The following is a 20,226-nucleotide window of genomic DNA, read 5'->3' on the forward strand; positions in this document are numbered from 1 at the left end:
ATCGATGAGAGTTGCCGACTATATAATGCAGCGTCTCGCTGAGGCCGGGATCGGACACGTATTCCTGGTCACCGGACGTGGCGCCTTGTTCCTGACCGACGCGCTGGCCAAACATGCTGAGCTGCAGGGCATATCGGTCCATCACGAACAGTCGGCTTCTTTCGCGGCTGCCGCCTACGCCCATCAGACGGGCGGGCTGGGCGCGTGCCTCGTCTCCACCGGCTGCGCCTCGACCAACACGATCACGGGCGTGCTGTCGGCCTGGCAGGACGGCATTCCCTGCATTTTCATCTCCGGCCAGAATACGCTGAAAGAAACCAGCCGCTATACCGGCATTCCGCTACGCACCTACGGCCAGCAGGAAGCCGACATCATCTCGATCGTTCAACCGATTACCAAATATGCGAAAATGATCACCTCGGCCGAAGAGATCGTCGAAGCCATGGACACGGCGCTGACCCTCGCTAATACCGGCCGGAAAGGCCCTGTCTGGATCGATGTGCCGCTGGACTTGCAGAGCGCCCAGATCGATCCCGAATCGATCGCGCGGGCAAGTCAGGCGCCGGTGCTGCCCTTAGCAACGCAGCAAGATATGGATGCTGTCGTCGCGGCGTTGTCGGCGGCCAAACGCCCCGTCGTGCTGATCGGCAATGGCCTGCGTTCCAGCGGTGCGGCGGACGCCTTTCGGCAGTTCGTGGAGCGCTGGAACGTCCCGGTGACCTTCGCCGCCTCGGCTCCGGACGCCTATGGCAGCGCCAATGCCAGGTCAATCGGCTCCGTCGGTTCGATGGGGTGTTCGCGCGCCGGGAATTTCGCGGTGCAAAATGCCGATCTGCTGCTCGTCCTCGGCTGCCGGCTGACCTCGCTGACGACGGGACCGGACTTCTGCAAATTCGCCCGGGCAGCAAAGATCGTCGTCGTCGATATCGATCAGGTCGAGCACAGCAAGGAAACCGTGCAAATCGACCGATTCGTGCATGCGGAGCTCGCCAACTTCCTCGAACGGATCAATGCAGCCGACTGCGAGCCGGCGAATGCCGCCTGGATGGCCAAGTGTCAGCACTGGAAGGCAATCTTCTCAGGCCCCGAGCCCGACTTCAGGCACGCGGAGCGGGTCGACCTCTATGAATTGGCCGAATGCCTGACCGAGCTGATGCCGCCGTCATCGACACTGGTCACCGATTCCGGATTGAACGAGGTGATCCTGCCGACCAACATCCAGTTTTCCGACGGCATGACCGCTGTTCATCCGGCCATGCAAGGGGCGATGGGCTTTGCCCTGCCGGCGGCGATCGGCGCCTATTATGCAAAGCCGCAGCCTGTCATCGCCGTCATCGGTGACGGTTCGATCATGATGAACCTGCAGGAATTCGAGACCATCCGCTACCGCAACCTGCCGGTCAAGGTCATCGTCATCAACAACAACGTCTATTCGATCATCCGCAGACGCCAGCAGGAGCTGTTCCGGAAGCGCGTCATCGGTGTCGATCCCGCCAACGGCGTGAGCGCGCCCGATTTCTCCAAAGTCGCCGCCTGCTTCGAGCTCGATTACATCAGGATCGACGCCCCGGATCAGCTGCGGAGCGGTCTTGAGGATCTTCTCAGCCGGGATGGACCGGTTCTCTGCGAGATCATGGGCCGCGAAGATCAAGAATATATCGAGCTGGGGCAGACACGGAGCGCGATCGACCGGCGTTTCGTACGCCGTCCACTCGAAGATCAGGCCCCCTTCCTCGACCGCGATCTTTTCCTTTCGGAAATGGTCATCGAGCCCATCGACCAATAGGCAAACTCATCATGGCAACTGTCACACTTCGCAACGGCCGGCTGATCGGTGATTATCTCGCGCCCTACGTCATCGCCGAGCTGAATACGAGCCATTTCGGCGAGGTGGCCACGGCGCGAACCATGATCGCTCAGGCGAAAGAGGCCGGCTGCGATTGCGTGAAGTTTCAATCGTGGAGCACGGAGTCTCTTTATTCCGCCGGTTATTACCGCGAGAACGCGATCGCGAAGCGCATCGTCAACAAGTTCTCACTTGCGGATGCGAAGCTTGAAGAGCTCGCGGCCTACTGCCGGGAGATTGGCATCGACTTCGCCTCAACGCCCTATTCGCGTTACGAAGCCGAGTTCCTGGTGAAGGTCTGCGAGGTTCCCTTCATCAAAATCGCCTCGATGGAGCTGAACAATCTGCCTTATCTCCGCCATCTCGGCAGTCTCGGTGCTCCGCTGGTGCTCTCGACCGGCATGGGTTCGCTGGAGGAAATCATCCGCGCAGTCGAGGCCATCGAAGAGACCGGTAATCGGCAGATCATCATCCTGCATTGCACGTCGGTCTATCCGGCGCCGCCGGAGACCATCCGCCTTCAGAATATCCTCGGCCTGCGCAGCGAATTCCCGGCCTATCCGATCGGATATTCCGACCACAGCACGGGTATCGAGATCCCGGCCGCGTCGATCGCGCTCGGCGCATGCGTCATCGAAAAACACTTCACGCTCGACAGTTCGCGCATCGGCATGGACAACCAGATGGCGACGGAGCCCGAGGAAATGAAGGCGATGATCTCAGCCTGCCATAAGGTGCATACGGCGCTCGGCGGCACGGGACGGATCCTCGATCCTTCCGAGCGAGACCAGATACCGAAGATGCGGCGGAGCATCATCACTGCACGCGCCTTGAAGGCGGGCAGCGTCATCGGAGCACACGATCTCGATGCGAAGCGGCCGGGAACGGGCATTGCGCCGACCGAAATCGATACCGTGATCGGCAAGCGGCTGAAAGTCGACATCGATGCCGACGAGATCATCCTTCCGGAACATTTCGAGTAACTGGAAAGGTCAGCCGATGACCCCGATACAGCAATATATTCACGATATCGTGCAGGAGAAAATTTCGGCGGTCATCGATCTCGTCGACGAGAGCGGCACTCCGATCGGAAGACTCCTTCCATTGACTGTCAGCCATCTCGACGACGAAGTCATCCTCGGTAAGCTGACCGACTGGCGTAACGCCAATATGAATTTCTTCCTGACGCATTTCACCGCGACCATCGAGCGGACGAGAAGCTGGCTTGCCAATGTCGTCTTCAAGAACCCGACGCAGCTGATGTTCCTGATCTATTCGTCCGACCAGCTGATCGGCCATTTCGGCTTCAAGGACCTGACGGAGAAGGACGTGCTGCTCGACAACGCCATGCGCGGCGAGCGCGGCGGCCATCCGAAATTGCTCCAGGCCGCCGGCCGCGCGCTGATCGACTGGCTGTTCGAAAAGACCAATGTCAAAACGGTCTATGGATATGTGCTGACGACAAATGCGGCCGCGATCATGCTTAACCGGGCGATGGGCTTTGGCCTCTGGGACAAATATCCGCTCAACAAGTCCGTGACGAATGGCGAGGCTCGCTGGGACATCGGACCAAAAGGCGGAAACAGCGACGACAATTCATATTGCTATCGCGTCGAGGTCGTCCGAAGCGGTGCCTGATGCGATCCCCAGGCACTACGGTAAGCCTCGCACAAGAACGAAATCGGATACCGGAAGAGGATGAAATGCGGGCTTTTCCGCCTGTTGAAAGCCCGGCGCGTCGCAGGACGGGCGGGCGGACTTGATTAGATACTCTGGAGTTCGCTTGGGATGAAAGTCGTAATTCTCGCCGGTGGCCTTGGCTCTCGTCTTGCCGAGGAAACCAGTATCCGCCCCAAGCCTCTGGTCGAAGTCGGCGGCATGCCGATCCTCTGGCACATCATGAACATCTATGCCCATCACGGGCTCAATGATTTCATCATCTGCGCCGGCTACAAGGGCTACATGATCAAGGAATACTTCGTAAACCTTGTTCTCCATCACAGCGACGTCACCGTCGATCTCGCCTCCAACAGCATCGATTATCACGGCGGCAAGCGCCCGAACTGGCGCGTCACCGTCGTCGATACCGGCGTGCATTCGATGACCGGTGGCCGTATCGGCCGCGTACGCGACTATCTCAACCCCGGCGAACCCTTCTGCATGACTTATGGCGACGGCGTCGGCGACATCGACATCGCCTCTGAAGTCGCCTTCCATCGCAGCCACGGCTTAAAGGCGACGATGTGCGCAGTCTCCCCTCCCGGCCGCTACGGCGCCACAAACATCGAAGGAAAGTTCATCACCTCCTTTGTGGAGAAACCGAAAGGCGACGGCCAGCGTATCAATGGCGGATTTTTCGTGCTCGATCCCTCCGTGGTCGATCTCATTCCGAGCGATGACACGATTTGGGAAGCAGGGCCGCTGGAATGGCTCGCCGCCAACAACCAACTCGCCGCCTTCAAACATGACGGCTTCTGGCAGCCGATGGATACGCTTCGAGAGCGCAACCATCTGGAAGAACTCTGGAACACCGGAAAGGCGCCGTGGAAGCTATGGGCCTGACCAACTTCTGGAAAGGACGGCAGGTCTTTCTGACCGGACATACTGGCTTCAAGGGATCCTGGCTCTCCCTGTGGCTGGAACGGCTCGGCGCCGCGGTGACTGCGGTGTCTCTGGCGCCCGAGACCGGACCGTCGCTCTATCGGAAGCTCGCCCCCTGGGACGATCGCCGCCACCATATCGTCGATATCCGCGATGCCGCGGCACTTCTCGCCATCTTCAAAGGCTTCGAGCCGGAGATCGTCATTCATATGGCTGCGCAGGCGCTGGTGCGGCGCTCCTATGAGAACCCGGCCGAAACCTTCTCGACCAACGTGATGGGAACGGCAAATATCCTTGACGCGATCCGGCATACGCCATCCGTCAAGACGGTGCTGGTCATCACCTCGGACAAGGTCTACGCCAACAACGGCAGCGGCATACCTTTCGTCGAAACAGATACGCTCGGCGGCAAGGATCCCTATAGCAACTCCAAGGCCTGCACAGAACTCGTCTGCCAGAGCTATCGCGACAGTTTCTTCAAGGGACGCGATCTCAGACTCGCGACCGTGCGCGCCGGCAATGTCATCGGCGGCGGCGACTGGTCCAGGGACCGGTTGATCCCGGACTTCATCCGGGCCTTCGAGGGCGGCGAGCCGATCATGCTGCGTTATCCCGAGGCGATCCGCCCCTGGCAGCATGTGCTGGAGCCGCTCGGCGGCTATCTCGGCTTCGCCGAGGTGCTGACGGAGGAGCGCGGCAAGAATCTGCCGGACGCGCTGAATTTCGGCCCGAATCCGGAAAGCTTCGCCACGGTTTCCGAACTCGCGGAAGCGCTCGGGCGCGCGCATGACGTCGAAAATGTATGGCGGCTTGCGCCGGGCGAACATCTGCCTGAAGCGCCGGCGCTGACGCTGAGTTCGGCCCTTGCGTTCGACACCATCGGCTGGCGCCCGCGCCTCAGCCTGCAACAGACCATCGACTGGACTGCCGCCTGGTACAAGGCCAACCGCGAAGGCGAAGACATGCGCGCCTTCTCTCTCGGCCAGATCGCGGCATATGAGGAAGCAGTATCATGACAGCGCATAATTGCCGGTTTTGCGACGCTCCGTTGAAGCATCGTTTCGTCGATCTCGGCTCGACGCCGCTCGCCAATGCCTACCTGACGGAAGAGCAGCTCAACCAGCCGGAACCGTCCTATCCGCTGCGCGCCTTCGTCTGCTCCGAATGCTGGCTGGTGCAGGCCGATGCCTTTGTTCCGCCAGAAGATATCTTCAGCCACTACGCCTATTTTTCCTCTTACAGCGACAGCTGGGTGGAGCATGCGCGCCGGTTCACCATCATGGTACGGGAGCGCTTCGGCCTCGGTCCGACCTCGCAGGTCATCGAGGTGGCGAGCAATGACGGTTATCTCCTGAAGCATTTTGTCGAGGCCGCCGTGCCGGTGCTCGGCATCGAACCGGCCGAAAACGTAGCCGAAGTCGCCCGCGCCATCGGCGTGCCGACGGAGGCGCGCTTCTTCGGCAAGGCGACGGCCGCCGATCTCGTCTCGCGCGGGCAAGCCGCTGATATCGTCATCGGCAATAATGTGCTTGCCCATGTGCCTGACATCAACGACTTCGTCGGCGGGCTTTCGGCCGTGCTGAAGCCCGACGGCGTCGTCAGCGTCGAATTTCCGCATCTGCTGCGGCTGATGGAGAGCATCCAGTTCGACACCGTGTACCACGAGCATTTCTATTATCTTTCTCTGCTCGCCGTCGAAAAGGTCTTTGCCGCTCACGGCCTGAAGGTCTTCGACGTCGAGGAACTGCCGACTCATGGCGGCAGCCTGCGCATCCTCGCCTGCCGCACGACCTCGACCGCCCACGCCACCGGTCCTGCCCTTAACAAGGTACGGGCCGACGAAAAGGCCGCCGGCTTCAACAGGACCGAAACCTACGAAGCCTTCCAGAGCCGTGTCGCACCGATCAAGCAAGGCCTGCTCGCCTTCCTCAACGAAGCCAAGCGCAACGGCAAGAGTGTGGCCGCCTATGGCGCGGCCGCCAAGGGCAATACGCTTTTGAACTTCTGTGGCGTCGGCACCGACCTCATCGACTATGTCGTCGATCGCAATCCGCACAAGCAGGGCCACTACCTGCCGGGCAGCAAGCTGCCGATCTATGCGCCGGAGAAGATGGAAGAAACCCGGCCCGACTACGTGCTGATCCTGCCCTGGAACATCAAGAATGAGGTGGTTTCCGGCAACAGAGAGGTCGCCGCCTGGGGCGGACGTTTTGCCGTCGCCGTGCCTGAATTGACGGTGCTCGGATGAGGTTCTCGCCAACCGCGGTTGCAGGAGCCTTCGTCGTCGACGTCGAGGAACGCGCCGACAACCGCGGAGTGTTTGCGCGAACCTTCTGTGCGGAAAGCTTTGCCGCCCACCGGCTCGCCTCGGTCTATCCGCAGTGCAACGTCTCCCAGAATCACAAGCGCGGAACGCTGCGCGGTATGCACTACCAGGCCGATCCGAAACCGGAGTCAAAGCTCGTCAGGGCAGTACGCGGCCGGGTCTTCGACGTGGCGCTCGACCTTCGTCCGGCATCCGAGACCTACCTCAAATGGGCCGCGGTCGAACTCGACGGCGAAAAGCGCAACGCCTTCTACATTCCGGCGGGCTGCGCCCACGGGTTCCTCACTCTCGAGGACAATTGCGAACTCTTTTACCAGATGTCCGAAGTCTACGTTGCCGAACTCGCGAGGGGTGTGCGGTACGACGACCCTGAATTCGGCATCGCCTGGCCATTCGCGCCAGTCATCATCAGTGAGCGCGACGCCGCGCTCGAAAGCTATGTCAGGGGGACACTCACTTGAGCGGCATCAAACTCAGCATCTGCATTCCGACCTATAATCGCGAACCTTTCCTTCGCCATTGCCTGACCTATTGCGAAAACGACTACAAGTTCGATTTCCCCTTCGAGATCGTCGTCTGCGACAACGCCTCCACCGACGGCACACAGCAGGTGGTCGAGGAATTCATCGCCCGCGGGCTGCCGATCCGCTACTTCCGCCGTGACGAGAATGCCGGCGGCGGACCGAACTTCGCCAGCGCCTTCCGCCTCGGCAAGGGCGAATATCTCATCTATCTCGCCGACGACGACATACTGATCCCCGACGCCGTGGCCAAAACCGTCGAATATCTCGACCGAAACCCGGACGTGACCGCCGTTCAGGCGCCATGGTTCCTTTATGACGAGGTCAACAAAACCGATCTCGGGCAGTTCTTCAATCTCGAATCCGACGTGAAATTTCAGCGGGGCAGTTTCACCGAAGTCTTCCAGTTCATCTACGAACGCCACATCTTTCCCGAGATCGCGGTCTACCGCGCCTCCGCACTTCGCTCGGCCTGGGTTCCCCGGGAATTCTGTTTCTACCCGTTCTCGTTCCTCGCCCATTTCCTCGACCAGGGCGCCGTCAGCTTCCTCAAGCAGCCATTCTACCGCTCGGTCTCCAACACGGTGATCGAACGCGACCGGCCGCAAGCGGGCACCGACGAGGTGATGACGAGTTGGGACCGCTACCGCGCGGGCCTCGAATATTTCCTCTTTACCGGAGCCAAGCGTGGCGCGATCCACCTCACGGCGGAGACCCGGCTTCAATATGAAGAAAAGTGCAAGATCTTCACTCTCAACCGCATGGCTGTCGCCTTTCGCTTCTGGGCGATGCGCAAGAACTTCCTCAAAGCATATGAACTCTACGTCCGGATCGTCTGGGGCGGCATTGTCGATCACCCCGAGATCCGGCCCTTCCGCGACCGCCTGCCGCTGATGGTCGTGATCCAGACACTCGTCGGCGAAGTGAACGGCGCGATCGGCGTCAACGCGCTGCTGCTCGCCGGTTTCACGGAAACGCCCGCTCTAGAGGCACTGATGCGCGAACTCGGCCTCAAGCCGCGCGTGAAAGTGACGACGGAAATCGGTGCCGATCCGATCGAGACGACGGCGGTCTTCGTCGCCGACGGCAGCGACCGAGACTATTTTGTCTCGCTCGGCTACCTGCCTGGCATCGTCCTGCACGAACACGACCTCGCCCGGCATGTGATCATGTAAGCCTCAAGTCACGTGAGCCCCGGGACGAGTTTCAGGCGCCAAATTTATCCGATTTCCATTTCACTCAGAAGAAGCAGCGGCATGAGCAACAGGATCTTCTACACCAAGCCATCCATCACCCAGCTCGAAACGGACTACGCGGCGGATGCCGCCGCCACCGGCTGGGGCGCACGCTGCTACGATTATCTCAACCGCTTCGAGCACGACTTCAAAACCTATCTCGGCAGCGGCTTTGCAATCGCCACGTCGAGCTGCACCGGCGCCATGCATATGGGGCTTGCAGCGCTCGGCGTCGGCGCCGGCGACGAAGTGATCCTTGCCGATACGAACTGGGTCGCGACTGTCTCGCCGATCGTTCATCTCGGTGCCACACCTGTCTTCGTCGATGTGCTTACCGACACCTGGTGCATCGATCCTGAGCAGGTCGAGCGCCATATTACGCCGAAGACCAAGGCGATCATCGCGACACATCTCTACGGCAACCTTTGCGACATGGATGCGCTGCTGCAGATCAGCAAACGCACCGGCATTCCCGTCATCGAAGACGCCGCCGAAGCGATCGGCTCCGTCTGGCACGGCCGCCGCGCCGGCTCGATGGGCGCCTTCGGTACCTTCTCCTTCCACGGCACCAAGACGCTGACGACGGGCGAAGGCGGCATGTTCGTCACCAATGACGCCGCCCTTTACGAGCGCGTGCTGACGCTCAGCAATCATGGACGCGCCCGCGGCCAGACGAAGCAATTCTGGCCGGATGCGATCGGCTTCAAATACAAGATGTCGAATATTCAGGCGGCCATCGGCTGCGCCCAGCTCGAGCGTATCGATGAACTCGTCAATCGCAAGCGCGAAATTCTGGCTTCCTATATGATCCGGCTTTCGACCCTACCCGGCATCACAATGAATCCGGAATATACCGGCACGGTCAACGGCGCTTGGATGCCAACAGCAGTCTTCCATCCCTCGACCGGCATCACCCGCGAGATGCTGCAGCAGGCTTTTGATGCGGCGAATACCGACGCACGCGTCTTCTTCTATCCGCTCTCCAGCCTCGCGATGTTCGAGGACCGACCGGAAAACCTCAACGCCTGGAGCATTCCAGGACGGGCGATCAACCTGCCGAGCTATCATGACATGAGCGAGGCCGATATCGAGCGAGTGGCGGCAACGCTGGTCAATCTCGCCTCGACTCGAATGTATCACAACAGCATGACATTGCGGCAGCAGGCCTGAAAAGGCCTTACCGCACCGGCTGATAGTGGCCGCGCAGCGGAACCTTTTCGCCCATGGTGACGAAGCCGTCGCGGTCGCAGACGTACATCAGCGTCGGCATGCCGCCAGAGCGGAAGATTTCGTCATAGCGCCGGCGGATCTGGACGGTCTCGGTGCGGCAATTATAGGATTCCTCTTCCTTCTTGTCCGGCTGCGCCTTGACGCCGGGAAGGCCCTTGTAGGGATAGAGGGGTTGAACAGTCGAATCCACGGATTTCGTCCAGTCGACAGCGAAGGCTGACGCTGGGGCGAGACTGAACAGGACGCCGATGGATATCAGAAGCAACAGCCGCATGGGAATTCTCCTGCGGCGACAAACCGCTTCTCCTGCATGTAGGAAAACCGACGGCCAGCATCAAGCCGCCGCGGCGGGGGATTTCCTGAAATAGCCTCTGATGACGGAGTGGCCGAAGAGACCGGCGAGGATGGCAAAGGCGGCACCCAGGAAGAACCCGGCGAGGAAGCCGCCGATGATGCCGGCGACCATCAAGATCTTCTTCCCCGGACCATCGGCCTTGACCGGCGGTTCGGCCGGAGAGATGACGCGGATGTTGCTCTTGCTGAGGTTCTGCTCCTCGCTCGTCTGGCTCGAGCGCTTGAGCACCGTTTCGTAGATATCGCGCGCCGCCGTCGCCTTGCGCTGCAATTCGTTCAGCTCCACCTGCTTGTCCGAGGTCGTCGCCTGCAGCGCCTTCTGAACGGCGAGTTCCTTGGCGACGCTGTCCTCGGCAGCCTTGGCCTGCTCGTATTCGCCCTTTGCCGAGGTGGCGAGGCGCTGCAATTCGCCCCTGATTTCGCCTGCTATGCTCTGCAGCGAGGAGCGCGCCGCCTGCAGGCGCGGATGACGCGTGCCCATCTGGCTTTCGAGGCTGCCGACGGCGGCGGCCTGGGCGGCATATTGCTGACGCAAGCTGACGAGCGGCGAGGTGACGCCGCCCTCCGCCTGGTTGCCGGCAACGATGTCCTCGACGCGCAGATTGGCGACGGCATCGGCGCGGGCCTTCGCCTGGATGGTCTTTTCCTGCGCCGTCACCAGCAGCGTGTTCAGCGAGACGAGGCGCTGGTCGGAGATCAGGTTGCCTTCGGTCGCGGCCATGTCGTTGTCGGCCCGAAAGGTTTCGACCGCCTGCTCGGCCTCCAGCACCTTCTGACGCAGGTCGGCAAGGCGTCCGTCGAGCGTCGAAGAGGTGTTTTCGTAGAGGCCGTTCGAAGCGCTGTTTTCCTCCTCGGTAAAGGAGGTGACGACCTGGTTGGCAAGCCTTGCCGATTTTTCGGGATCGTTGGTCGTCGCGGCGAGCGAAACGACATAGGTGCCGGTCTGGCGGGTGATGACAAGCGCTTTCTGCAGGGCGCCGATCACGGCCGCGCCATCCGTCCTGCCGCCGTTAAATTCCGGATCCCGGTCGAGCTTCATCGCCTCGACGACGCGGCGCAGCACATTGCCCGAGGTCAGAATCTGCACCTGGCTGTCGATCAGGGCCGAGATCATGTCCGGCGATGGGCCTGAAGATTGCGCGCCGGCCTCGGCAAGGCCGATCTGACGCGGATCGAAATAAAGGCTGCTGACGGCAGTGAATTTCTGGCCGATCAGCGGCGCCACCACGCCGCCCCCGACGGCTCCAAACAGGGCCAGCACAAACACCACCAGCCGGCGGCTCCAGATCGCCGCGATGCTGGAGCGGAGGTCGAGAAGCGGGGCGGCGGGCGCGGATGTGCTCTGCTGCGGCACATTGGCCGCAGGCGGTTCTGGGGCCGCAGGCGGCTCGACGGCAGCTGCGGGCGGCGGCTCGGATCGACGGATGTCTGCAACCCGTGCCGACGGCGGCACAAAAGGCGGCGGGGCGGGTTGGGGTTCGGGACGGGCGAAATCATCCGGACGAATAACGGGACTGCGCGGGCGCACGCCTTCCGACGCAGTCGGAGACGGCTCGTAACTCCGCCAGCCGGGCAGCCGGCTTACCCTGTTCCTGTCATACTGACTCATACGCGCACTCGTATCCCGCCCAGCGTGAAAGACTGAAGCCAAGGTGCGGAGACTTTAGAAATTCTTAGCTAACGGACCGTTAAGATAGGTGCAGCGAAGTCGATGTTGCGATTTTGCCGTGATTGCGAGGATAGCCATGAGGACGACACGACATCTGGTGGCGCTGCTGCTTGCGGCCGCCCTCATGCCGTCGCCGGTCTTTGCGGCCGGCGCGCCGTGTTATCGCGGCGTCAATCTGTCCGGCGGCGAATATAGCGAGCGCGGCGCCATCTACGGCACGAACTACATCTATCCGAGCGAGCAGACGATCCGCTATTTCGCCGAAAAGGGCATGACGATCATTCGGCTGCCCTTCCGCTGGGAGCGGCTGCAGCCGGCGCTCGGCGGGCGGCTGGACGAGGACGAATTCAAGCGGATCAAGGAAACGGTCGGCCTGATCCGAAAGCAGGGCATGGCCGTTCTGCTCGACCCGCATAATTTCGGCTATTACGACAAGGCGCAGGTCGGCACCGCGCCGGCGACGGACGCCGCATTCGCCGACTTCTGGGCAAGGCTCGCGGTCGAATTCGCCAATGAGGACGGCGTTCTCTTCGGCCTGATGAACGAGCCGCACGACGTCAAGGCGACGGACTGGCTCGATGCCGCCAACGCGGCGATCCGCGCCATCCGCGCCGTCGGCGCTCGCAACCTCATCCTCGTGCCGGGTACCGCCTGGAGCGGCGCTCACAGCTGGGAGGAGGATGTGATCGGCGGTGCCAACGGCACGGTCATGCTCGGCGTGCGCGATCCGCTCGATTTCTACGCTTACGAGGTCCACCAATATCTCGACGTCGATTCGTCGGGAACCCATGCCACCTGCGAAGGCGCCACCGCCGCGGTCGAGGCCATCGCCGGCGTCACCGCCTGGCTGAAGCGAAACCATAAACGCGGTTTTCTTGGCGAATTCGGCGGCTCCGGCGATAAGGACTGCATGAGCGGCCTGACCAAGATCTACGCCACCATGTCCGACAACAGCGATGTCTGGCTCGGCTGGTCCTATTGGGCGGCGGGCGAATGGTGGCCGGCGGACGAAGCTTTCAACGTTCAGCCGGGCAAGGGTACCGAGCGACCGCAGATGCGGCTTCTCGCCGCGTCGGTGAAAGCCGATGCCGGCGCCTGCACCGCCGTCAAGCCTGCGGGGAACTGACCGTGGCGGCCGTCGATCAGAAGGCAGCGAGTTTCGCCGTGGCGGGCAACCGCCTCGAGGCGGCCGGGGGAACGTCGCGCATCGACCATCCGGTGCTCTGGCTCGGCCTGCTTTCGATGCTCTATAACGGCATTCTTGCCTTCATCAACCACAACATCATGCCGCTGTCGATGACGCATGTCGCCGCCAGCGAAGGCCTGATTCTGGCAGGCGCCATCATCTACATCCTCCATAAGGGGATCTACGAGACGGATCTGCCGGCCTTCCTGTTCCTGCTGTTCACGCTTGTCGTGACCGTCTATGTCAGCGTGCTCAACCGCATGCCGTTCGTCGATCATTTCCGCAACGTGCTGATCATCTTCTGCTTTACCGGCCTCGGCGGCTGGAGCAACGAGAGAACGATGAAGCTGGCCTTCCGCTGGGCAAGCCTCGTCGTGCTGATCTTCCTGATCTTCGAGATCATCAGCGTGCCTTTCTATGTCAGCATCGTGCATCCGTCCGATTATTTCGCCAATACGCGCGGGCTGCTGCCGCTGAGCTACAACAAGACGGGCCTTTTCCAGAATGCGCTCGGCTTTCCCGAGCGCTTTTCCTTCGGCATCATCGACCATCGCTCGTCGTCGATTTTCCTCGAACAGGTGTCGCTTGCCAATTTTTGCGGCGTGATCGCGATCTACCTGATTTCCATGTGGGAAAGATTGGGGTGCTGGGACCGGCTGCTCTTCATCAGCACGGCGGTGCTGATCCTGGTGACGAACGATACACGCACCATGCTGATCTTCTGTTTTGCCTGTATCGTCGGCTATTTCGTCTTTCCGAAGATCCCGCGGAATTTCAATCTGGCGCTGATGCCGCTGATCGTCGTCGCAGGTTTCGTCGTCTATACCCTCAAACCCAATGCGACGGGCGACAATTTCACCGGCCGCATCAATCTGACGATGAAGAAGATCATGGAGCTCGATCCTCTCGCCGTGCTCGGGCTTTCGGTCGACAGGGTCGCCGAGTTCGCCGACAGCGGCTATGTCTATCTGATCTACGCGGCGACGATCTTCGGCGTCGTCGCTCTCTGGCTGTTCGTCTGCCTCTTCCCCGCCGGGCGTACGGCGGCGCAGCGGCGCTGCGCCCATTCACTTTCTCTTTTCATTTTTCTGAATATGATGATCGGGGGGACCGCCGTTTTCTCGATGAAGATCGCCGGCCTCTTGTGGTTCGTCGTCGGATATATGCGCTTCCACGACAGCCCACGCATCCGACAGGGTCGTGCGGTAGATGTACTGAGTTGACCGCAGCGGCACGGTAAACGCGACCGCGCGAGCCCGAGGAGCAAGACATCAGATGCTTGTCCAGCTTCAATATCTGCGCGCGGTTGCGGCGCTGATGGTTGTTTATTTCCATGCGATATTGCAGCTTGCCAAGGTCAATCCCGCCGTCGATGCCACGGCTTTTCTTTATGGCGAAACCGGCGTCGACATCTTCTTCGTCCTCAGCGGTTTCGTGATGTGGCTGACGACGAGCGGGCGCGCGATCAGCCCCATCGATTTCGCCCGCCGCCGCATCAGGAGGATCGTCCCGCTCTATTGGCTGGCAACATTGTTTTCGGCTGTCGTGGCGCTGGCGGCCCCGTCATTGTTGAAATCGACGGTGTTCGACCTTCCGCATCTCATCGCCTCGCTGCTCTTTCTGCCATGGGCCAATGCCGCCGATCCAAGCACGATCACCCCCGTCGTCGTGCCGGGCTGGACACTGAATTACGAGATGTTCTTCTATTTCATCTTTGCGCTGCTGCTGCCGCTCTCGGAAACCCGCCGGATTCCAGTAATGTTTGCCGTCTTTGCGGTGATCCTGATTGCCTGCCGGGTGCTGCCGGAAACGACGGCCACCCGGTTCTACGGCGAACCGATCATGCTGGAGTTCCTCGCCGGCGTCGTGCTCGGCTGGCTTTACGGGCAGAAGGTGCTTCTTCCGAACCGGTGGGCATGGGCGGCACTGGCCACGGGTTTTGTGTTCCTCTTCATCAACGAAGCGCTGATGCCGCCGGAGAGCCGGTTCTACGCCTGGGGAATTCCGGCGATCTTCATCATCTACGGGGCAGTTTCCATCGACTTTTCCCGGCTGCCCTTTCTGGGATGGCTGAACTATCTCGGCGACTGCTCCTACAGCATCTATATCACCCACGCTTTCACGCTCGCTTTCCTGAGGGTGGCTTCGGACCGCCTGCCGCTCGGCATCCTGCAGCAGCCGGTGCTCTTCGTGATCCTGTCGCTGGTGCTGTCGTCAATCGGCGGCGCAATCATTCATGAAATCACCACGCCGCGCCGGAAGGTCGCCGTGGCAAGCCGTCCGCCGGCCTAACCCTTCGGATCCACTTTCCGTCCTTCACATGCTTGGTTTCCCGCCTCCCGATGTCGCAAATTGCTCATCAGCTTTCAGCGACATGCTTTAATTTCATTCACTGAAGGCGAGAATACACATCCGTGCGGCGCTGGCGGCACAGCGTTTTGAGCAACTTCTCCTAAGCTGATCCGGCGATGAGAGAACTTGCAGGAACGTGATGGTTTATCTTGCAATTTGTCGCATAAATGAAAGTGCGCCGGCCTATTCGCGGCACGGGCTTTGATCTAAGCACGGGCTGCGGCCTCCAAGAGGGAAGAGGGAGAGACATGAAAAGCTATGTGTTGACGGTATCCTGCAAATCGACGCGCGGCATCGTTGCGGCGATTTCGAGCTATCTGGCCGAGAAGGGCTGCAACATCATCGACAGCTCGCAGTTCGATGACCTCGATACCGGCAGGTTCTTCATGCGCGTCAGCTTCATTTCCGAGGAAGGACTTTCCGGTTCCGCGATCAGCGCCGATTTTGCTGCCGTCGCCGCGCCCTTCGAGATGGAGTACGAATTCCACGACAGCGAGAGCCGCATGAAGGTGCTCTTGATGGTGTCGCGCTTCGGCCATTGCCTCAACGACCTGCTCTACCGCTGGAAGATCGGCGCCCTGCCGATCGATATCGTCGGCGTCGTCTCCAACCATTTCGACTACCAGAAGGTCGTGGTCAATCACGACATCCCCTTCCACCACATTAAGGTGACGAAGGAGAACAAACCGCAGGCGGAAGCCCAGCTCGTCGATCTCGTCGAGCAGACCGGCACCGAACTGATCGTGCTCGCCCGCTACATGCAGGTTCTCTCCGACCAGCTCTGCAAGCAGATGTCGGGCAAGATCATCAACATCCACCATTCCTTCCTGCCGAGCTTCAAGGGCGCCAACCCTTACAAGCAAGCCTATCAGCGCGGCGTCAAGCTGATCGGCGCGACCGCCCATTACGTCACCGCCGATCTCGACGAAGGCCCGATCATCGAGCAGGACACCGCCCGCATCACCCATGCGCAGTCGCCCGACGACTATGTCTCGATCGGCCGCGATGTCGAAAGCCAGGTGCTGGCGCGCGCCATCCACGCCCATATCCACCACCGCACCTTCATCAACGGCAACCGCACCGTCGTCTTCCCGGCAAGCCCCGGAAGCTACGCCTCCGAACGCATGGGGTGAGTCGGCCGAGGCCGCGCATCTCTTTTGCTGGCAGACAACAATCTCCCGTTGCCTGCCAGCGGCAAGTATTTGATTATCGCGCTTAAGGGGTAATCGAATCATGCTGCGGGAGGGGTGTCATGACCGACGAGGCGCTTGTGGATCGCATGACGCTGCCGCGTCCCGACGTCACCGTTGCTGACGCGGAAGAAATCCTTCTTGCCCATTACAGCCTGACCGGCACGCTCGCCGAACTCGGCAGCCAGCAGGATCGGAACTACCGCGTCGACAGCGATCGCGGTCGATACGTCCTGAAGATCTGCCATGCCGCCTACGAGGTCCGCGAGCTCGAAGCGCAGAATGCCGCGCTCGATCATCTCAAGAGCCGAGAGGATGCGCCACGCGTTCCGAAGGTGATCGCCGCGAATGACGGGCGGGAAATTGTCGTCCTTACCGTGCGCGGGCGGGGCTATCAGGTCCGGCTGCTGGAATATCTGGAAGGCCAGGGACTGACGGAGATGAGATATCTGGCGCCGGCGTCCGTCGCGGCGCTTGGCGCGCTCTGCGCGAGGCTGGCGCAGGCGCTTGCCGATTTCGACCATCCGGGCCTCGACCGCAGCCTGCAGTGGGATTTACGACGCGCCGGCCCTGTCGCCGTACAGCTGCTGTCCGCCATCACCGACAGCGCTGCCCGTGACCGGATCGCCAAAACCATGGTGATGGCCGTTCGCCGCATCCAGCCCCTGGCGCCGTCGCTTCGGCTCCAGGCCGTCCATCACGACGTCACCGGCGACAATGTCGTCGGCCATTGCGACGCCCAAGGCCACACGATCCCCGATGGCGTGATCGATTTCGGCGACATCATCCGCGGTTGGCTGGTCGGCGACCTTGCCGTCACCTGCGCTTCGCTGCTGCATCAGGCGAATGGCGATCCCTTTCATATCCTGCCCGCCGTCACCGCCTATCAGGCGATCTATCCGCTGAGCGACGACGAGCTGAAGGCGCTCTGGCCGTTGATCGTCGCGCGCGCGGTCATCCTCGTCGCCAGCAGCGAACAGCAGATGTCGATCGATCCTGATAACGATTACGTCCGCAGCAATCTCGACCGCGAGCGGGCGATCTTCGATACGGTGATGTCGGTTCCGTTCGAGCTCATGGAAGCTGCAATCCTCAAGGCGGCCGGCGCAGATGTCGCCGCCCCGTCGGCATCAGCATGGCTGCCCTTGCTGCCCGATGTCGATCCCGCCACGATCGCCTATGTCGACCTTGGCGTACAAAGTACGCATTTTTCCGCCGGCAACTGGCTGGACGCCGATATGGACTGGCGGCTGCTTGCCCGGGCTGCAACCGAAAGCGGCACGGCGGCGACGCGCTATGGTGAATATCGGCTTTCCCGCACTGCGCTCGGAAACGACGCGGGACAGGCGACCTTCGCCCTGCATGTCGACATCTGCCTTGCCGCAGGAAGCGCGGTCGCGGCACCCTTTGCTGGCCGCATCGGCTGGAAGGACCAGCATCTGACACTGACGGATGACAGCATGACCCTGCATCTCGATGGACTCAACCCCTTGGTCGAGGATGGCGTCGTGCTTGCCGCCGGCGATCCGCTCGGTTCGGTTTTCGGTGAAGCGTCGTCGCTCGGCGGCCTACGCCTCCAGCTCTGCAGCGTCGCAGGCCTCGAACCGCCGCTCTTTGCCATGCCGCGCAAGGCGCCGGCCTGGTCGGTGCTCTGCCCTTCGCCTTCATCCCTTCTCAGCACGGGCGCGGATGCGCCGCGACCGGAGACCATTGAACTGCTCGTCAGGCGGCAGGCCCATCTCGCCAGCGCCCAGAAGAACTATTATGCCGCGCCGCCGCAGATCGAGCGCGGCTGGAAGGAGCACCTGTTCGATGTCGAGGGCCGCGCCTATCTCGACATGGTCAACAATGTCACGATCCTCGGTCACGGCCATCCCAGGATGGCGGCGGCAATCAGCGCTCAATGGCTGCGGCTCAATACGAATTCACGCTTCCACTATGCGGCGATTGCGGAATTTTCCGAACGTCTCGCGGCGCTCGCGCCTGATGGCCTCGACGCCGTCTTCCTCGTCAACAGCGGCTCTGAGGCGAACGATCTGGCGATTCGGTTGGCGCGGGCCCATAGCGGCGCCCGCAACATGCTCTGCCTGCTCGAAGCCTATCATGGCTGGTCGGCGGCGAGCGATGCCGTCTCCACTTCGATCGCCGACAACCCGCTGGCGCTGACCACCCGACCGGATTGGGTGCGTGCGGCCGTTTCGCCGAATACCTATCGCGGCGCGTTTCGCGGACCCGACACAGCGGCGAGCTATCTGGCCGCCGTCAAGCCGATGCTCGAGACGATCGACGCCGGCGGCCAGGGCCTTGCCGGTTTCATCTGCGAATCGGTCTACGGCAATGCCGGCGGCATTCCGTTGCCGGAAGGGTATCTGAAGGAGATCTATGCCGAGGTGCGCGCCCGCAGCGGGCTCTGCATCGCCGACGAGGTGCAGGTCGGTTACGGCAGGCTCGGCCATTATTTCTGGGGCTTCGAACAGCAGGGGGTCGTGCCCGATATCATCACCATCGCCAAGGGCATGGGCAATGGCCATCCGCTCGGCGCCGTCATCACCAGACGGGAGATTGCGCAGTCGCTGGAGAAGGAAGGGCCTTTCTTCTCCTCCACCGGCGGCAGCCCGGTCAGCTGCGTCGCCGGCATGACGGTGCTCGATATCATGGCCGAGGAGAAGCTGCAGGAAAATGCCCGAACGGTCGGCGACCATCTGAAGGCGCGACTTGCCGCGCTGATCGACCGGCACCCGATCGCCGGCGCCGTCCACGGCATGGGTCTCTATCTCGGCCTGGAATTCGTCCGCGACAGAACGACGCTGGAGCCGGCGACGGAAGAGACGGCGGCGATCTGCGACCGCCTTCTCGACCTCGGTATCATTATGCAGCCGACCGGCGATCACCAAAATGTGCTGAAGATCAAGCCGCCGCTCTGCCTCAGCATCGAAAGCGCGGATTTCTTCGCAGACATGCTGGAAAAGGTGCTCCAGGAAGGCTGGTGATCCATGCTTTCGGGCGTTAACCAAATCGATCATTTCGAGGCATCTCGATTTTTAGCGACGAGGCCCATTGTCGGAATCAGACAGGCTTCCTATTTCTGCTGCGGCGATCGAAAGAGTTTCGATTCTGTCATGCGAATTTTACGAAGAGCTGATATGTTTCCTTCTGTAAGTTCGGGCCAGGCTGGAATGAATTTTTTCGGATCGTCGATATTTTGACACGTTTCGGAATATGTTTCCGACAGGCTATCGGTTAATTTCTACTAAGTTAGTAGACATTGAAGACAGCCATCACCGGCCCCGGGCTCTTCCGGGACCATCGAGCGCAACGCCAACGAAAGGAAACGAGACATGATAGACATCGAAATTCTCGCCACTCTCCTTGGGCGATCTGTGCTTGGCAATGACCGTCCGGGCGCCCTCTCCCGCCCGAACTGTCGAATGTGACGTTCGTCCTCCTTTCAACGGTACCAGACAAGTCAATTCGCCATGGCTGCGCATGCCCGCGCGGCAGGAGTTCTATCTATGAAGAAGCAAGTTATCGAATATGCTGGCGTTCCCGTCGGCATCGTTATCCCCGACGAAGACCGGCTGAAGTTCATCGCCGTGAAATTCCATGTCCACGACCTCGATGAGCAGCGGTTCGGTTCGCCCGACGAGGTGCGGCTGGCCATCCACGACCTGATGACCCGCCGTCATCCGAAGCCGCTTCATGCCTGACGGCATGCG

The 20,226-nt window shown here is 61.1% G+C and carries 17 protein-coding genes; 15 read left to right on the forward strand and 2 right to left on the reverse strand.

The genetic code is table 11. The annotated features are described in order from the left end of the window. Positions 1–4: 4 nt before the first annotated feature. From B5E41_RS01780 to B5E41_RS01820, 9 genes are all read left to right on the forward strand, one after another. Complete coding sequence (locus B5E41_RS01780) at positions 5–1,786, forward strand: thiamine pyrophosphate-binding protein (protein WP_088390555.1); 1,782 nt, start codon at positions 5–7, stop codon at positions 1,784–1,786. Between the two features lie 11 nt (positions 1,787–1,797). Next, positions 1,798–2,829 (forward strand): N-acetylneuraminate synthase family protein, encoded by a 1,032-nt coding sequence (locus B5E41_RS01785; RefSeq protein WP_088390557.1) that lies wholly within the window; start codon positions 1,798–1,800, stop codon positions 2,827–2,829. 16 nt (positions 2,830–2,845) lie between these two features. Continuing rightward, positions 2,846–3,484 carry a GNAT family N-acetyltransferase gene (locus tag B5E41_RS01790; protein ID WP_088390559.1) on the forward strand — a complete coding sequence of 213 codons (639 nt, stop codon included), beginning with the start codon at positions 2,846–2,848 and terminating at the stop codon, positions 3,482–3,484. Between the two features lie 150 nt (positions 3,485–3,634). Further along, positions 3,635–4,408, forward strand: a complete 774-nt coding sequence (gene rfbF, locus B5E41_RS01795; protein ID WP_064800317.1) for a glucose-1-phosphate cytidylyltransferase — start codon at positions 3,635–3,637, stop codon at positions 4,406–4,408. Continuing rightward, positions 4,399–5,463, forward strand: coding sequence for a CDP-glucose 4,6-dehydratase (gene rfbG, locus B5E41_RS01800; protein WP_088390561.1), 1,065 nt, complete (start codon positions 4,399–4,401; stop codon positions 5,461–5,463). The genes rfbF and rfbG overlap by 10 nt, the downstream gene beginning before the upstream one ends. Then, positions 5,460–6,695 (forward strand): class I SAM-dependent methyltransferase, encoded by a 1,236-nt coding sequence (locus B5E41_RS01805; protein WP_088390563.1) that lies wholly within the window; start codon positions 5,460–5,462, stop codon positions 6,693–6,695. The genes rfbG and B5E41_RS01805 overlap by 4 nt, the downstream gene beginning before the upstream one ends. After that, positions 6,692–7,234 (forward strand): dTDP-4-dehydrorhamnose 3,5-epimerase family protein, encoded by a 543-nt coding sequence (locus B5E41_RS01810; RefSeq protein ID WP_088390565.1) that lies wholly within the window; start codon positions 6,692–6,694, stop codon positions 7,232–7,234. The genes B5E41_RS01805 and B5E41_RS01810 overlap by 4 nt, the downstream gene beginning before the upstream one ends. Continuing rightward, complete coding sequence (locus tag B5E41_RS01815; protein WP_088390567.1) at positions 7,231–8,469, forward strand: glycosyltransferase family 2 protein; 1,239 nt, start codon at positions 7,231–7,233, stop codon at positions 8,467–8,469. Before B5E41_RS01810 ends, B5E41_RS01815 begins: the two co-directional genes overlap by 4 nt. Before the next feature lie 81 nt (positions 8,470–8,550). Further along, positions 8,551–9,699 (forward strand): DegT/DnrJ/EryC1/StrS family aminotransferase, encoded by a 1,149-nt coding sequence (locus B5E41_RS01820; RefSeq protein WP_088390569.1) that lies wholly within the window; start codon positions 8,551–8,553, stop codon positions 9,697–9,699. A 7-nt stretch (positions 9,700–9,706) separates the two neighbouring features. On the opposite strand, the gene B5E41_RS01825 is transcribed toward B5E41_RS01820, so the two are convergent. Beyond that, the gene (locus B5E41_RS01825; RefSeq protein WP_088390571.1) at positions 9,707–10,033 is read right to left on the reverse strand and encodes a hypothetical protein; all 327 of its coding nucleotides are present in this window, start codon (positions 10,031–10,033) and stop codon (positions 9,707–9,709) included. A gap of 60 nt (positions 10,034–10,093) precedes the next feature. Then, positions 10,094–11,722, reverse strand: a complete 1,629-nt coding sequence (locus B5E41_RS01830) for a GumC family protein (protein WP_088390573.1) — start codon at positions 11,720–11,722, stop codon at positions 10,094–10,096. Positions 11,723–11,858: 136 nt separating this feature from the next. Between B5E41_RS01830 and B5E41_RS01835 the strand changes: the two genes are divergently transcribed. The 6 genes from B5E41_RS01835 (at position 11,859) to B5E41_RS01860 (ending at position 20,217) form a co-directional block, all read left to right on the forward strand. After that, the gene (locus B5E41_RS01835; protein WP_088390575.1) at positions 11,859–12,908 is read left to right on the forward strand and encodes a glycoside hydrolase family 5 protein; all 1,050 of its coding nucleotides are present in this window, start codon (positions 11,859–11,861) and stop codon (positions 12,906–12,908) included. Positions 12,909–12,910: 2 nt separating this feature from the next. Beyond that, on the forward strand, positions 12,911–14,191 hold the full coding sequence (locus B5E41_RS01840) for a hypothetical protein (protein WP_088390577.1): 1,281 nt from the start codon (positions 12,911–12,913) through the stop codon (positions 14,189–14,191). 52 nt (positions 14,192–14,243) lie between these two features. Further along, the gene (locus B5E41_RS01845) at positions 14,244–15,260 is read left to right on the forward strand and encodes an acyltransferase family protein (protein ID WP_088390579.1); all 1,017 of its coding nucleotides are present in this window, start codon (positions 14,244–14,246) and stop codon (positions 15,258–15,260) included. Between the two features lie 308 nt (positions 15,261–15,568). Continuing rightward, a complete protein-coding gene (gene purU / locus B5E41_RS01850; protein WP_064800306.1) occupies positions 15,569–16,453 on the forward strand; it encodes a formyltetrahydrofolate deformylase in 885 nt (294 codons plus the stop codon). Between the two features lie 119 nt (positions 16,454–16,572). Further along, positions 16,573–19,500 (forward strand): aminotransferase, encoded by a 2,928-nt coding sequence (locus B5E41_RS01855; protein ID WP_088390581.1) that lies wholly within the window; start codon positions 16,573–16,575, stop codon positions 19,498–19,500. Between the two features lie 522 nt (positions 19,501–20,022). Continuing rightward, positions 20,023–20,217, forward strand: coding sequence for a hypothetical protein (locus B5E41_RS01860; RefSeq protein ID WP_003544544.1), 195 nt, complete (start codon positions 20,023–20,025; stop codon positions 20,215–20,217). The last annotated feature ends 9 nt before the right edge of the window (positions 20,218–20,226 follow it).

The organism is Rhizobium esperanzae (assembly GCF_002204185.1).
In the GTDB taxonomy this organism is placed as follows: Bacteria; Pseudomonadota; Alphaproteobacteria; order Rhizobiales; family Rhizobiaceae; genus Rhizobium; species Rhizobium esperanzae.